Consider the following 14,364-nt stretch of genomic DNA (forward strand, 5'->3'; position numbering starts at 1 on the left):
CGATGAACCCGTTTAAACGTGCATGGTTCCTGAAAATCGCTTCACACTTTGGGGATTGCGCTTTAAGTTCCGGTCATGCGCGGGAAATTCATTACATTTGAAGGCGGTGAGGGGGCGGGCAAGTCCACTCAGGTTAAACTCCTGGTCAAGCGATTGCGTGATCTGGGATTAGAGGTCGTGCAGACGCGTGAGCCTGGCGGATCACCCGGCGCTGAAGCCTTGCGCGACCTTCTGGTTAAGGGCGACGCATCGCGCTGGTCACCGGTATCTGAGACCCTGATGATGTACGCATCGCGTGCCGACCATCTGGAGAAGGTCATCCGGCCGGCGCTGGAGCGCGGCGCATGGGTTGTCTGCGATCGGTTTGCTGATTCGACCCGCGCTTATCAGGGCGCGGGCGGAGGGATTTCGCCTGACTTCATCGAGCAGGTTGATCAGGTGGTTGTAGGGGATACCCAACCTGATCTGACATTGATTTTAGACATGCCGGTCGAGGTCGGCCTTATGCGTGCCAAAGGGCGTGGCGGCGATGAGGATCGGTTTGAAGCCAAGGGTATCGGCTTTCATGAGCGCCTGCGGCAGGGGTTCGTGAAACGTGCAGCCATAGCTCCCGACAGATATAAAATTATTGATGCTAATCAAAGCATTGAAAGTATATCTTCAGATATATGGTCGCAAGCGATGACGCAGTTTTCAGAACTTAAAGGGGCATAAAAATGGCCTCCCCAGCCTTGGTCGAGGATGCAACGCTTCATCCGCGCAATACTTATGAGTATCGTCAGAATGAGGTCGCCGAGCAGGCGTTTATGGATGCCTATGGACGCGGGCGTCTGCACCATGCCTGGCTGTTATGTGGTCCACAAGGGCTGGGAAAAGCGACCTTTGCTTACCGGGCCGCCAGATTCCTGATGGGGAGAGCTCGCGATCCGTCTTTGGGGCTTATGGGTATTTCATCGCAAGATCCGGATGCCAAACTCATTGCCGCTCAATCTCATCCTGACCTGTTGGCCATAGAACGCGAAGCCAATGACAGCGGCAAGCTCAAGAAAAACATTAGCGTCGAAGCGATACGCGAGGTCGGCACCTTTTTTTCAAAAGCGCCGTCCCGGTCACCATATCGTGTGGCCATAATCGACTCCGTTGATGATTTAAACATAAATTCAGCCAATGCTTTATTGAAAATTCTTGAGGAGCCACCTGAGCGGGGAATATTGTTTCTGGTATCTCATTCGCCGGGGAAACTGCTTGCTACCATTCGGTCGCGTTGCCGTCGCCTGACTTTTGCGCCGTGGCAGGATGAGGCTGTACGCGCCTTCATTGAACCCGATGTTGATGTTCGTGGGGATGATCTAGCTCGCCTGATTAGCATGGCAAAAGGTTCTCCGGGCAAGGCTCTGAAACTCTGGCAGGATAAGGCACTCGATATGGATGATCTGGCGGCTCGTATTCTGTCGTCTTCACCGCCGCCCCGTGCTGAATTGATCCGTTATGCCACCGAGTTTAAAACCAGTTCAGCACGTAGTGATGGCGCCAAAAAATTCAGCCTATTTATGGATATGCTGTGCGAGCAGGTACGCGAGCGCGCCCTGAGTAGCCATCCCTATGGTCGCGCAAAACAATGGGCGGATTTATGGGCGCGGTTAAGCACGGTCACCGCTGAAACCGAAGCCGTGAACCTTGATCGCGGAGAATATTTCTGGGCTTTATGCCGGGATATCAGAGAGATTGCCTGACTATGCTTATCGATAGCCATGTAAATCTTCACGCCCCTCAATATGATGAAGATCGCGAAGATACCATAAATCGTGCTCGTACAGCGGGCGTGGGCCTTATGGTCAATATCTGCGACCGCGTATCAAATTTCGAGGCCTGTTATAAGATTGCTCGCGACAATCCGGATATCTGGGCAACGGTCGGGACACATCCGCACGAAGCCAGAGAAAATCCCGAACTCAGCGCGGCCACCCTGATCGATTTAGCCAAATTACCCAAAGTGGTGGGAATAGGGGAGTGCGGTCTCGATTTTCACTACGACTACAGCCCACGCGATATTCAGGTAAAGGTGTTTCGAACGCACATCGAGGCCGCCCGCGACAGCGGATTGCCTTTGGTGGTTCACACCCGTGAAGCCGATGAGGTCATGTGGGATATATTGAGCAGCGAACATCGCAACGGCGAATTCAAGTTTCTGCTGCATTGTTACACTAGTGGCGCGGAGCTGGCGCGCAAAGCGGCCGATATAGGGGCGTGGTTTTCCGTCTCAGGCATTGCGACCTTCAAGGCCGCTCAGGATGTGCGCGCCATCATCAAAGACATGCCCGCAGACCGGATTATCGTCGAAACCGACTGTCCGTATCTGGCACCCATACCCTGGCGGGGCCGACGCAATGAACCGGCCTATGTCACGCACGTTTATGACAAACTGGCGGAAATTCGCGGGTGGAGCCTTGAAGAGACCCGAAAACTGACTGAAGATGCTTTTTTTGAGCTGTTTAATCGCATTCCCAACTCTGTATCCTCATGACAAAAATCATTGAAATTGATGTCCTTGGGTCTGGATGCTCAAGTGGCGTCCCAAGGGTTGATGGCTACTGGGGGGCTTGTGATCCCACAAACCCCAGAAACCGCAGATCCCGGTGCAGCGCTGCGGTGGCCATTTATGATGATCAAACGCCAGATCAGCGCACTCAGGTCATTATAGACACATCGCCAGAGTTCCGGGAACAGGTGCTGCGCACTGAAATCAAACATCTGGATGCGATATTGTGGACCCATGATCACGCAGATCAGTCCCACGGCATTGATGATATGAGATTTTTCGCCATTGCCAATCGCCGTAACATTGATGGCTATATGGATCAGGCAACCTATAACGGCCTTTTTCATCGCTTTGAGTATGTTTTCACGGGAAAATTTGGTTATCCGCCAATTTGCACAGCCCATATCATTCCTGATCACGGGATAGTTTGGGATGTTATGGGAAATGGGGGCGTAATGCCGGTTCGCACCTTTGGACAGGAGCATGGCCCGATAAAATCTGTAGGCTATCGCATTGGTGACTTTGCATATTCCAGTGATGTCTCTGATATCAGTGATGATAATTTCGAGCACTTAAAAGGCCTGAAGCTATGGATCGTCGACGCTTTGCGTTTGGCACCACATCCGACGCACTCACATGTTGAAAAGACATTAAGCTGGATCGAGCGGGTGAAACCCGAAAGAGCTATCCTGACCAACTTGCATCAGGACTTGGATTACAACGCTTTGAAATCCATGCTGCCTGAACATGTAGAACCGGCGTATGACGGCATGAAAATCAAACTAACCGCACAATAAATTTCTCATAATATATATTATGCGGAAATAGACACGGCATCCATCTTATCTTCTCGTCACACCATCCTTATGGAAGCTTTATATAAAAACCAATAAGTTGGCACAATTCATTCAGGTGACGTTCAGCATCGAAGCTTCAAACTGAATGCGTGGTTTCAGATCGTAGTGACGCTCTGAACAAAAATGTGAGGTTTCCAATGTCACGCAAGAATCAATCGAATTTTTCAAACAGCAAATCCGCATCAATTGCCGCCGCCGTTTTAGGCTTTGGTCTGCTAATGGGCGCCCCTCTGGCCGCTCAGGCACAAAACTATGATGGTTATTGCTATCAAAAAAGCAGCAATGCCCGCACCAAAGGCACAGTCATCGGTGCCGTCGCCGGGGCTGCCGTAGGCTCAGGTGTTGCCGGAAAAGGCGCTAAAACCGAAGGTGGCATCCTGGGGGCCATCGTGGGTGGCGCGATTGGTAATCAGATTGGCAAGGAGCATAAAGAAACATCCCGCGCTAACTGCCTGAACAGTCGCTATTATATCTACGACCGGGGCTATTATGACCCACCGTCTCCACCGAATGGTTATCGGACGGTCTATTTCACCGACCGCCCTCAATACGATAACTATTATGTGCGTCACAATGGCCGCGAAGAGCGTTGGGATCGCCGTAAGCACGGCAATCGTGATCGATACTAATCAGTTTTAAGCGCCCGGAATATTTCGGGCGCTTTTTTTATCGCACGCAAAGCTGTAAAGCGATATTGAGGCCATATGACTATTCCGCCCGAAGCTGTAATCCTGCTGTCATCGCCTCCGACCGCTTTTGTTCGCGAAGAAATCACAAGCCTTCAGACACAGATTATAAATCCGTGGACGTCAGACAATCCCGAAACGATCATAGCTTCCGCAGCCAGTCGCGTCCGCGCCATCATCAATTGCAGTTCGCGGGTGAATATCGATACGGATTACATGAACCGCTTCCCCAATCTGTCATTAATATCAAACCACGGTGTCGGCTATGATAATATTGATGCTGTGGAGGCCGCGCGTCGTGGCATTATAGTTACCAATACACCTGACGTTTTGACCGAAGATGTCGCTGATCTGGCTATGGCATTGCTGTTAGCAACGGTCAGGCTCATACCGCAAGCGGACCAATTTGTACGTCAGGAGCGCTGGTTGAAAGCCCCCTTCCCCTTATCCGGTTCTTTACAGGGCCGCACCATGGGCATTGTAGGATTGGGGCGTATAGGCCATGCCGTAGCGTTTCGCGCGAAAGCTTTTGGTTTGCATATCACATATCATGGACGCCACCGGCAGGCGAAAGTTGACTACAGCTATCATCCAGATTTGCTCACAATGGCAAAAGACTGCGATACCTTGATGGTTACGGCGCCCGCAACGGATGCCACCCGCCACATGATCAACGAAAGCATTCTTAAAGCTCTAGGGCCTGCGGGGGTAATCATTAATGTATCGCGCGGCAGTCTAATTGATCAGGACGCTTTAATTTCCGCACTTAGTTCTGGAACGATATTCGCCGCAGGACTTGATGTTTATGAAGATGAACCAAACGTCCCGAAGGCGCTTATTGACCTCGATAATACGGTTCTACTCCCTCATATTGGATCTGCGACCCTCCCAACCCGTAAGGCAATGGCCCGGTTAGTCGTCGACAATGTCGAGGCCTGGCTATCGGGCCATAGCCCCCTCACCCCGGTCCCTGAATGCTTAGGCCTTTGATTTGATCTTTGATTTTCGGGCGGCGTCAGAATGTTCATCAGGATTGCCATTAGACTTTGCCATTTTGCCTGAACTGCTTTTTTCGTCGCTCGTGTCTTTAGGGTTGGATTTTGTCTCCGAGCGCGTGTCATACGACGTATTAATCTGAGGTCTGGCGGATGCGCTCTTGGAATAGCTGTCGTTGACGATACCTTGTCCGTTGTGATCGCCATCTGTTAACCGTTCATCCTGAGTCTTGGTTGTCATTTCTACCTCCATGTTCAGGTGCAGAGTGTCACAACACGCATAAGCACGAAATTCCGGCTTACAGGCCCTCTGTAAGTATGAAGTAAGCCCGACAGGTTCGATTCAATTAGCGTTAAGCGTTCAAGCTATATCGATTTTTTATAAGCCTATCGCTTAGATTTTAGCTATGCATCGCTTCTACATGCCTAAATCCGAAAGTGAAGCGCGGGCGATTCAAGAAGAATTGCGCCGCGAAATTCGCTTGTTTGATGATTTTGACAAGCTTGAAACTATAGCCGGCATCGATGTGGGCTATGACATCGAGAATGGCTTGGCCCATGCATCGATTGTAACCATGTCGATGGATGACCTTAAGCCGATCGAGGCGGTAGAAGCCTCAGTGCCTGTTGATTTTCCCTACATTCCTGGCCTTCTGGCTTTTCGTGAAATACCGGCGGTTCTGGATGCTCTTGATGGCCTCGTGACGCGTCCGGATTTATTCATGGTGGATGGGCAGGGTATTGCTCACCCGCGACGTATGGGGATCGCGGCTCACATAGGGGTTTTGCTGAACAAGCCTGCTATTGGCGTGGCCAAATCCCGCTTAACCGGGCGATACGACATGCCGGGCATGCATAAGGGTGAACAGTCGGCGCTTATGGCCGGCAGTGAGCAGATTGGTGTCGTTTTAAGAAGCAAGGATGATGTTAATCCGCTTTTCATATCACCCGGCCATCGGCTGAGCATGAAGACCGCAGTGGACATAACCTTACGCTGTCTGACGCGCTTTAAACTGCCGGAACCTACGCGATTGGCCGACAAACTGTCTAAAGTTCGTCCGGTTAAGCAGATGACCCTGCTAAGTGCCTGATATTGAATTTTTGCGGCTGTAGCCCGGCAGTGAAAGTCTGAAAACGATCGCCAGCGCTCGTATTATAAATCCCGCACCAAAGGCCACAGCGACGGCCAAAGGCCGATCTATATGAAGCCAGTCGGTCATGAGAACATAGCTGCCGGCACCGATTACGGCCGCAGTAGCATATATTTCCTGCTGAAGGACGAGTGAGGTCTCCTGGCACAGGACGTCGCGGATGATCCCCCCGAAAGTGGCCGTCACAACACCCATGCCGATGGCAACCATACCTGATGTGCCGTTAGATAGCGCCACTTCGGCGCCAACAACCGCAAATAGTGCCAACCCCGCCGCGTCTGCCCACAAAAGCCATCTTTGCCTAAGCTCGATGAGGTGAGCGGCAAAATAGGTGAGCACGGCGCTTATGATGCATATCCATAGAATATGAGGCGCGCCTACCCATCCCACTGGGCCAATCCCCAGCATCAGATCTCGTAACGTGCCGCCTCCAATCGCTGTGATAGTTCCGATTAGAATAAAACTTATTATATCCAGATTCTTACGTGCAGCAACTAACCCACCACTTACGGCAAAAACAACTGTACCTGCCAGGTTAAGCCAGTGAACAACAGGATCGATAATTTGGTCCAGCATAGAGACAATGCCTAAAATAGTGAGGCGCCCTCTCTATCAGAAATCTGAAATTTTACCGAATCGATTAAGGCTCAGAATCCGCGTCGCGATCTGTCGGCGCATATAGCCCGGTGACAATCCTTGCGGCAATCCCCCCCGCATCCACGCGACTACCGTGCTTAAGGCAAGGGTCGGTATCTCTGCTATAGGTTCGCTTAGCGGGAGCCGGTTCGGGTGACATGATTCGGGCGGCCTCATCGGCGAACGGCTCTGCAAATTGAAGCGCGTCCCCTAAGCGGGATAATGAAGGGGTATCCGTACCCACAGTCTGAGCACGCCGCGCCCATATAATGGCCGCGACTTGCTGATCATCGCGAATCATTTCGGCCTCGGCGCCTAAGCCACCTAATGATCCGGGCAGTCTCAGGCCAATGGGGCCAGGGATGAACTGACCTGCGACAGCCGCAACCCCTGAAGCCGCAGCACCGGTCGGTTCAAACCAGGTTACGGCAGAATGAATTTCAGCATCGCTTTCGGTTTGAGTTGTCATAATCTCGTAGCGTTCAGAAAGCTCAAAACATAACTGAGCTTCGATTTCCCCTAAGACGACGCGTTTCTCCTTATCAGTAAGTACATAGCGTGTATGTTCGCCAGTAGTTAATTTGGCCGGATGAAGATAAATCCGTTTGACCTCGTTCAGGCTGCTAACGTCACGCTTCGCCTTAAACCGTGCGCGTCCGGTTTTTTGATCGGAAAATCCTTCAAGGCTGGATAAGGTTGAATGACTTATGTCAGGCGCACTAGTACATCCTGAAAGGCCTATTACGCACATTAGAATTACGGCTGGTTTGCAATGTGAAAGCATTTATATTTTCCCCTCTTTTGACGTTTACGCTCAACGGAGGAAATTGGATGCGAGCCGAATTGCGCGCACATTAAATATTTCAATTTTAATTAATCTGAGTTATGACGATCAAACGCACGAACATACAATTAAAATAAGGGAGGAACGCTATGAGTAACCTATCGCGCCGAAGGCTTATCGCTACGGCAGCCGGAATGGCACTGACCGGCACCGCCTGCGCTACCAAGGCCGCGCAGCCCGGCAGTGAGTTTGTGACGGTAGACGGTCTGCATTTTAAACTTAAAGGTCAAACCTATCGTTTCGTCGGGGCCAATATCTGGTACGGGGCCTACCTTGGGGCGCCGGCGGCGTTTGGAAATCGGGCACGTCTGCTTAAGGAACTGGATGACCTGAAGGCTCTGGGCGTCACCAATTTGCGCGTGCTGGCATCATCGGAACTGTCTCCGATCAACAACTCCTTAGATCCAGCATTTAGCTCCAGAGACAAGGGTGTCTACAATCAGGATCTACTGGTGGGGCTGGATTTCTTGCTGTCAGAAATGGCAAAGCGAGACATGAAGGCCGTACTTTACCTGACCAATTTCTGGGAGTGGTCAGGTGGCATGATGGCCTATATTGATTACACGACGGGCAAGTTTATCAATAATGGCGATCCTAAATACCCGTGGCCAGCCTATGCGGATTATGCCTCACAATTCTATGCCAACAAGGTCGCCGTAAAGCTCTATCATGATTACGTGCGGATGTTGGTGGCGCGCACCAACTCTGTAACCCGGCAAGCCTACGTCAATGATCAGACTATCATGGCGTGGCAGTTGTCGAATGAGCCCCGGCCAGGTGGTGGACCGGAAGTCGCGGCACAAAATATGCCGGTTTATCTGGAGTGGATTTCTCGAACCGCAACCATAATCCGCAATCTGGATAAAAACCACCTCGTCTCGCTAGGCCACGAAGGCCTTATGGGCGCCGTTGGAAACGAACAATTTGTCATCGATGCCCATAAAGATATCGATTATCTGACCGCACACATCTGGCCCCAGAACTGGAGTTGGGTCGATGGCACTGATCTGCCGGGTACTTTTGCCGGCGGCGAGGCCAAGGTTCGCAAATACATCGATGACCACATCGCTATAGCTGAGAAGATTAAAAAGCCCCTGGTGTTCGAAGAGTTCGGTTTTCCACGCGACAAGGTGGCCTATGAACCCGGCACATCAACTGAGTGGAAAGATAGATTTTACAGCATGATATATGGGGCAGTTGAGACGGCTATTAAAACCGGAGGTCCAGTTATGGGTTCCAATTTCTGGGCTTGGGGCGGTGCTGGCCGCGCACTCCATAAGGATTACCACATGCGGCGTGGCGAAACTTCGTATGTCGGTGACCCACCTCATGAGCCTCAAGGTTGGTACAGCGTCTTCAATACTGACACCAGCACTCAGGCTTTGATCAAGGCTCATGCTGAGGCCATTAAAACGGTTTAACAATCAAACCGCACCGATTAATTCGGTGCGGTTTTTTAATACGTGCCTGTCAAAATATGATGCTACGGTTTGCCATCACTGTCATAATCTACTCATGAACGAGCCTGAACACTTCATTGACGCACGAGGTCACCGTTGCCCCGTGCCAACCTTGAAACTACGAAAATATCTGGAAAGTCTTTCCGCCGAAGCGCAAGTAACCTTATGGGCGGACGATCCCATGGTGCAGATAGACGTTCCACATTTTTGCATTAAAAATAATTACATACTGGAATCATCTTACAAAACAGATGAGTTTTGGGTATTCGTGGTAACCTGTGCCCCGCGGATTAAACCCTATCTTATGGGCGTAACTTCTGTATAAGAATCATAATTAGCCCATGTAATTTGCGTATCGATTCTGCAGGAGCCAAAAGTGACGCTGAATGCGCGCCTCCTCATACTGAGCCGGAATGACGGCTGGTCTTCACACCTCAGCGACGCGCTGGATCGTCTGGGGTGGCGCACCATTACGGCTAAGCACGAACGTGCAGCTATGGCCGCCATCAGTGATCTGCAGGTCGAAGCTGTGCTGATTGATGCCGAACACCCGGCTGCGTCGGCTGATCTGGTTTATGATCTGCGAACCGCCTGCCAACCGAGGCGCCTGCCCATTATTCTGGTTACCAATCAGTCAGCCTATGACATCCCGTCGGGGTGGGACATGGTGTTCAGTCCGCAGGCTCACCCGCATCAGATCATGTTAAGACTTGAACACATGGTGCGGGCGAATGTAGCCGAAGAAGAGTATGACCTTCGCCGGGAAACCTTCGTCGATCTGAAAATGCCCTCCCTTGAATCCCTTGGGTTAGGGGCAGGCTTGCGCGTACTTTCTGTGGGTGATCCCGACCCGGCGTTTCTAAGCCTCATGAATACGCTACGTGGACAAGGTACAGAAGTGATCGCAGCGTTTTCCAGCTACAGCGCCTTTGATTATTTGCATGAGACAGAATTTGATACGGTAGTGTTATGGGGTGGGTCGACCCCGGCCGAAGCCCTATCCGTTGCCGCCGGGATGCGTCGCAACACCCGTCTCTATCACACGCCTGTATTCTTACGGTTACAAAAAGCCGTGGAGATCGATGTCGGTGAGGCCTATTTACGCGGGGTGAGCGACATATCATATCCCGATACATCTGAGCCTGAAATTGCTGACCGTATACTGCGATTAGCCAGGTCTTATCGACGTCAATTCACCATCCGCAAAGCTCTGGAAAGCCTGCGTAATGGCCCTAAGATGGACAAAGGGACCGGGTTATTCAGCCGCGACATTTTCGCATCCCATCTGGCCCGGTTGTCCCGCACAGCCGCAGAACGCAATCGCCCCCTAAGTGTCTGCGTTCTTAAAATTAGTGAAACGCCGGATATTGCCGCTGCCCGCTCGCGTAAGGCGCTGGAACGCGCTATGCCGCAAATCGGGTCTATGATTTCACGTCTGGTTCGCGCCGAAGATACGGCTGGACGCCTGTCCCCTGAAGTCTTCGCACTGGCCCTTCCCGCCACTCCTTACGCAGCGGCCCAGAATGTCGGTGAACGCATCGCGGCGGTTATCGGGTGTACAGCCTTCGAGGCGGGCTCCGGCAAATCGCCCTTCATCGTTGAATTCGATGTAGGCGTAGCGGAGCTTAAGCCTAACGAGCCCGCCGCTTCAGCCCTGATGCGAGCCGCTGAGTCCGTAAACCGTCGCCAAGAAGCGGTTTAGTCTGGCGGCCTTAAACCACCAAAGCCGCCAGATCTTTCATTATTTTCTCCGCCGCCTGAAGACGCTCAGCACCGCTTTCCCATTCCCCCTTAACCAGAAGCTTCTGATCGGGACGCAGGCGCCAGTCACCGGGTCGCGCCTGAATTAGCCCTATCAGGCTGCCGGGGTTGGCAAAATGATCATTACGGAACGTGATAACGGCGCCTTTTGGCCCCACATCAATCTTTGCGACATTGGCCTGACGGCAAAGCCCTTTAATCCCGACCACCTTGAGCAATTGCTGAGCTTCATCAGGTATGGGGCCGAAGCGATCGATTAACTCAGCCGCCAGCGCTTCGCGATCTTCCAGTTTTTCAGCCTCAGACACACGGCGATAGAGTGACAAACGAATATTTAGGTCCTGAATATACTCTTCCGGGATCATAACCGCAGCACCGGCATTGATTTGCGGTGACCACCCGCGGTCATCGATAACGGTTTCACCTTTAGCTCTTAGCTCTGCAACGGCATCTTCGAGCATTTGCTGATACAACTCCACGCCAATTTCACGAATGTGACCGGACTGTTCATTACCCAGCAAATTCCCCCCACCACGAATATCCAGATCATGGCTGGCAAGCTGGAAACCTGCTCCAAGATTATCAAGGGACTGCAGTACCCTAAGCCGTTTTTCTGAGGCGACACTTAAGGTTTTGTTGGGCGGCGTTGTCAGATAGGCAAACGCACGGGTCTTAGAGCGCCCCACCCGTCCACGGATCTGATAAAGCTGTGATAATCCGAACATATCAGCCCGATGGACGATGAGGGTATTGGCCGTGGGGACATCAAGCCCCGATTCAACGATCGTCGTTGACACAAGTACATCATACTGGCCCTCATAAAAGGCCGTCATGACATCTTCTAACTGTGTGGGAGATAACTGGCCGTGGCCTACGATAAATTTGATCTCAGGTACTTGCTCGCGTAAAAACGCCTCTATATCCGGTAAATCGCTTAGGCGTGGCACGACATAATAGGCCTGCCCTCCGCGGTATTTTTCTCGCAACAAGGCTTCACGCACAGACACCTGATCAAACGGCAGGACATAGGTGCGTACCGCCAGCCTATCAACAGGTGGTGTGGCAATAATTGACATTTCCCGGATACCGGACAAGGCCATTTGCAGGGTGCGCGGGATAGGCGTCGCCGATAGCGACAGCATATGAACATCCGCCCGCAGTGTTTTTAATTTCTCTTTGTGCTTGACTCCAAAATGTTGCTCTTCATCAACAATTACAATGCCTAAATTCTTAAAGCTCACCTGTTCAGACAGGATAGCATGCGTGCCTATAACGATTTCAATTTCGCCGTTTTTCAAGCCCTCGCGAGTTTCATCAGCCTCTTTTCGAGTGACCATACGCGATAAATGGCGGACGCGCACAGGCCAGCCCTGGAAACGCTGACTGAAGGTCTTGAAGTGCTGCCGTGCCAGCAATGTCGTGGGGCAAACTATCGCCACCTGCTGCCCTGACATGGCGACTACAAATGCGGCCCGAAGCGCCACTTCAGTTTTACCAAAGCCAACATCACCGCAAATGAGCCTGTCCATAGGATGGCCCTTAGACAGATCTTCGAGCACATCGGCAATAGCATTAAGCTGGTCTTCGTTCTCCTCATACGGAAACTGAGCGCAAAACTCATCATAAAGCCCGGACGGCGGATCAATCTGAACCCCAACCTTGAGCGCTCTGGCCGCCGCCAATTGAATGAGCCCGTCCGCCATCTCACGCAGACGGTCTTTAGCCTTGGCCTTACGGGCCTGCCAACTGGCCGAGCCAAGACGATCCAATTGGGCGCTATCACTATCGGCACCATAACGGGTCAGGAGGTCAATATTTTCCACCGGCAGATACAGTTTAGCATCACTGGCATATTGCAGTTCAAGGCAATCATGAGGTGCCTGGTCTACGGTCAGTGTTTTCAGACCATCATAACGGCCGATGCCATGCTCAATGTGAACGACCAAATCACCTTGAGACAGAGCTGAAGCTTCGGCCAGAAAATTGTTAGCCCTTCGACGCTTACGTGGTCTAGCTAACCTGTCACCTAAGACATCGGTTTCTGAAATTATTGCCAGAGTTTCGGTTTCAAAGCCTTGATCAAGCGGTAAAACAGCCCGCTGAATCGGTTTAGCTTTGGTGCCGGCCACCCCGAACGTCATGGCTTCTGACCATGTCGTCGCCTGCCGGACGGTCCCCAGACCATGATCATTTAATAAAATCGAAAGCCGTTCAGATGAGCCATCTGTCCACGACGCGAAGATGACGCGCTTACCGGCTTTGGATAGTGCTTTGGCGTGGTCCGCAACGGCGGTAAACAAATTTACGCTGTCCTGAAGCCTTTCAGCCGCAAAGCTTCTACCGGCCCGCGCGCCCAGATCGACTACGCCGTTCCCCTCACGATGCATAGCCTCAAAGCGGCGGATGCGGCATCGCGCTAGGGCCGTATGCCACTCATCTACAGCCAAATACAATCTGCCAGGTGGCAAGGCCCGATAAGATGCTCCGCCCTTTTGTTCTGAGGCCGACTTTCGGGCCTGATAGGCATCCTCAATACTAACCTGGCGCTCTTCGAAGGCGGCCTCTGCCAGCGGGTCCAAAAAGATCAGGCTATCAGCCGGAAAATAGTCAAAAACGCTACCAAGTTTTGGATAAAACAAAGGCAGCATATGCTCCATGCCCTGACGACGTATTCCGCTGGATATGGCAGCGTAAAGTGGGTCATCCCCCGCTGTACCAAAAGCCTCTAAGTATCCCTGACGAAAGCGTTTAATGCTTTCGTCATCAAGTAACACTTCACTGACGGCCATAAAATTAAGGCTATGTATAGTCTTCAGAGATCTCTGGGTTTCAGGATCAAAACTACGTAACGACTCAAGCGTATCGCCGAAAAAATCAAGGCGAACCGGCTCATCCTGACTGGGGGAGAAAACGTCTACAATGCCGCCCCTGACCGCGAATTCGCCCCGTTCGGAAACTGTTGATACGCGATTGTAGCCGTTGCGGGTAAAATAGCTTTCGAGTTTTGAGATATCGATCGTCTGGCCTGGGCGCAGGGACAGATAACTATCCTGGGTAGCCTCCCTGGGGGGCACTTTCTGAGTGATGGCCGCGGCCGTAGTAAGTACCAGCATTGGCTTTATGCGATTTTTCTGATCGACAGAAGCCTGAAGCCTTGTCAGGCTGGCCATACGCTGGGCCACCAGCCCACCGCTGGGGCTAACGCGGTCATAGGGCAAGCAGTCCCATGCCGGCAGCTTTATGACCTCCAGATCAGGCGCGTAAAAATTAAGCTCTTCCACGACTGCGTTCATACGGCCATAATCGCGCGCCACAAAGACGCCAAAGCCTTCTGAACGCACCATATCCGACAGAATAAGGCTGTCAAAACCCGGCGGACATCCGGTCAGCGTTAATTGGTGAGACTTGCCTGAAACGGTCGCTAAATCAGTCATA

14 protein-coding genes are annotated in these 14,364 nt (G+C 51.9%); 10 read left to right on the forward strand and 4 right to left on the reverse strand.

Translation table 11 applies throughout. From position 1 onward, the window contains the following. Positions 1–75 precede the first annotated feature (75 nt). From tmk to IE102_RS12520, 6 genes are all read left to right on the forward strand, one after another. Positions 76–714 carry a dTMP kinase gene (tmk, locus tag IE102_RS12495; protein WP_189487167.1) on the forward strand — a complete coding sequence of 213 codons (639 nt, stop codon included), beginning with the start codon at positions 76–78 and terminating at the stop codon, positions 712–714. Between the two features lie 2 nt (positions 715–716). Further along, a complete protein-coding gene (locus IE102_RS12500) occupies positions 717–1,733 on the forward strand; it encodes a DNA polymerase III subunit delta' (protein WP_189487169.1) in 1,017 nt (338 codons plus the stop codon). A 2-nt stretch (positions 1,734–1,735) separates the two neighbouring features. Beyond that, positions 1,736–2,524 carry a TatD family hydrolase gene (locus IE102_RS12505; RefSeq protein WP_189487171.1) on the forward strand — a complete coding sequence of 263 codons (789 nt, stop codon included), beginning with the start codon at positions 1,736–1,738 and terminating at the stop codon, positions 2,522–2,524. Between the two features lie 125 nt (positions 2,525–2,649). Further along, positions 2,650–3,336 carry an MBL fold metallo-hydrolase gene (locus tag IE102_RS12510; protein WP_308429926.1) on the forward strand — a complete coding sequence of 229 codons (687 nt, stop codon included), beginning with the start codon at positions 2,650–2,652 and terminating at the stop codon, positions 3,334–3,336. 197 nt (positions 3,337–3,533) lie between these two features. Next, entirely contained in the window at positions 3,534–4,025 is a 492-nt protein-coding gene (locus IE102_RS12515; protein WP_229807738.1) for a glycine zipper 2TM domain-containing protein, read from the forward strand. 75 nt (positions 4,026–4,100) lie between these two features. Then, positions 4,101–5,072, forward strand: coding sequence for a 2-hydroxyacid dehydrogenase (locus IE102_RS12520; RefSeq protein ID WP_189487175.1), 972 nt, complete (start codon positions 4,101–4,103; stop codon positions 5,070–5,072). On the opposite strand, the gene IE102_RS12525 is transcribed toward IE102_RS12520, so the two are convergent. After that, positions 5,061–5,318 carry a hypothetical protein gene (locus tag IE102_RS12525; RefSeq protein ID WP_189487177.1) on the reverse strand — a complete coding sequence of 86 codons (258 nt, stop codon included), beginning with the start codon at positions 5,316–5,318 and terminating at the stop codon, positions 5,061–5,063. The genes IE102_RS12520 and IE102_RS12525 overlap by 12 nt on opposite strands. Positions 5,319–5,484: 166 nt before the next feature. Here IE102_RS12525 and nfi point away from each other — a divergent pair, with 166 nt between their 5' ends. Continuing rightward, positions 5,485–6,168: a deoxyribonuclease V gene (gene nfi, locus IE102_RS12530; protein ID WP_229807739.1), complete on the forward strand. Its 684-nt coding sequence runs from the start codon at positions 5,485–5,487 to the stop codon at positions 6,166–6,168. On the opposite strand, the gene IE102_RS12535 is transcribed toward nfi, so the two are convergent. Next, complete coding sequence (locus IE102_RS12535; protein ID WP_189487179.1) at positions 6,157–6,804, reverse strand: trimeric intracellular cation channel family protein; 648 nt, start codon at positions 6,802–6,804, stop codon at positions 6,157–6,159. The genes nfi and IE102_RS12535 overlap by 12 nt on opposite strands. Positions 6,805–6,868: 64 nt before the next feature. Next, on the reverse strand, positions 6,869–7,648 hold the full coding sequence (locus IE102_RS12540; protein ID WP_189487180.1) for a DUF3313 family protein: 780 nt from the start codon (positions 7,646–7,648) through the stop codon (positions 6,869–6,871). Positions 7,649–7,797: 149 nt separating this feature from the next. Here IE102_RS12540 and IE102_RS12545 point away from each other — a divergent pair, with 149 nt between their 5' ends. The 3 genes from IE102_RS12545 to IE102_RS12555 all read left to right on the forward strand — a co-directional run bounded on the left by IE102_RS12545 (position 7,798) and on the right by IE102_RS12555 (position 10,870). Next, positions 7,798–9,129, forward strand: a complete 1,332-nt coding sequence (locus IE102_RS12545; protein ID WP_189487182.1) for a glycoside hydrolase 5 family protein — start codon at positions 7,798–7,800, stop codon at positions 9,127–9,129. A 94-nt stretch (positions 9,130–9,223) separates the two neighbouring features. Next, on the forward strand, positions 9,224–9,493 hold the full coding sequence (locus IE102_RS12550) for a sulfurtransferase TusA family protein (protein ID WP_189487184.1): 270 nt from the start codon (positions 9,224–9,226) through the stop codon (positions 9,491–9,493). Positions 9,494–9,544: 51 nt separating this feature from the next. Continuing rightward, positions 9,545–10,870, forward strand: coding sequence for a diguanylate cyclase domain-containing protein (locus IE102_RS12555; protein ID WP_189487192.1), 1,326 nt, complete (start codon positions 9,545–9,547; stop codon positions 10,868–10,870). Between the two features lie 10 nt (positions 10,871–10,880). Here the strand turns inward: IE102_RS12555 and mfd are convergent, their stop codons facing one another. Further along, a complete protein-coding gene (gene mfd, locus IE102_RS12560) occupies positions 10,881–14,363 on the reverse strand; it encodes a transcription-repair coupling factor (RefSeq protein WP_189487194.1) in 3,483 nt (1,160 codons plus the stop codon). Position 14,364: the final 1 nt, after the last annotated feature.

Source organism: Asticcacaulis endophyticus (assembly GCF_014652575.1).
Taxonomy (GTDB): domain Bacteria; phylum Pseudomonadota; class Alphaproteobacteria; order Caulobacterales; family Caulobacteraceae; genus Asticcacaulis; species Asticcacaulis endophyticus.

Excerpts from the sequence above, each read along its gene's own strand:
- tmk (WP_189487167.1), top strand. The coding sequence starts at position 76 with ATGCGCGGGAAATTCATTACATTTGAAGGCGGTGAGGGGGCGGGCAAG.
- IE102_RS12500 (WP_189487169.1), top strand. The coding sequence starts at position 717 with ATGGCCTCCCCAGCCTTGGTCGAGGATGCAACGCTTCATCCGCGCAAT.
- IE102_RS12505 (WP_189487171.1), top strand. The coding sequence starts at position 1,736 with ATGCTTATCGATAGCCATGTAAATCTTCACGCCCCTCAATATGATGAA.
- IE102_RS12515 (WP_229807738.1), top strand. The coding sequence starts at position 3,534 with ATGTCACGCAAGAATCAATCGAATTTTTCAAACAGCAAATCCGCATCA.
- IE102_RS12520 (WP_189487175.1), top strand. The coding sequence starts at position 4,101 with ATGACTATTCCGCCCGAAGCTGTAATCCTGCTGTCATCGCCTCCGACC.
- IE102_RS12525 (WP_189487177.1), bottom strand. The coding sequence starts at position 5,318 with ATGACAACCAAGACTCAGGATGAACGGTTAACAGATGGCGATCACAAC.
- nfi (WP_229807739.1), top strand. The coding sequence starts at position 5,485 with ATGCATCGCTTCTACATGCCTAAATCCGAAAGTGAAGCGCGGGCGATT.
- IE102_RS12535 (WP_189487179.1), bottom strand. The coding sequence starts at position 6,804 with ATGCTGGACCAAATTATCGATCCTGTTGTTCACTGGCTTAACCTGGCA.
- IE102_RS12540 (WP_189487180.1), bottom strand. The coding sequence starts at position 7,648 with ATGCTTTCACATTGCAAACCAGCCGTAATTCTAATGTGCGTAATAGGC.
- IE102_RS12545 (WP_189487182.1), top strand. The coding sequence starts at position 7,798 with ATGAGTAACCTATCGCGCCGAAGGCTTATCGCTACGGCAGCCGGAATG.
- IE102_RS12550 (WP_189487184.1), top strand. The coding sequence starts at position 9,224 with ATGAACGAGCCTGAACACTTCATTGACGCACGAGGTCACCGTTGCCCC.
- mfd (WP_189487194.1), bottom strand. The coding sequence starts at position 14,363 with ATGACTGATTTAGCGACCGTTTCAGGCAAGTCTCACCAATTAACGCTG.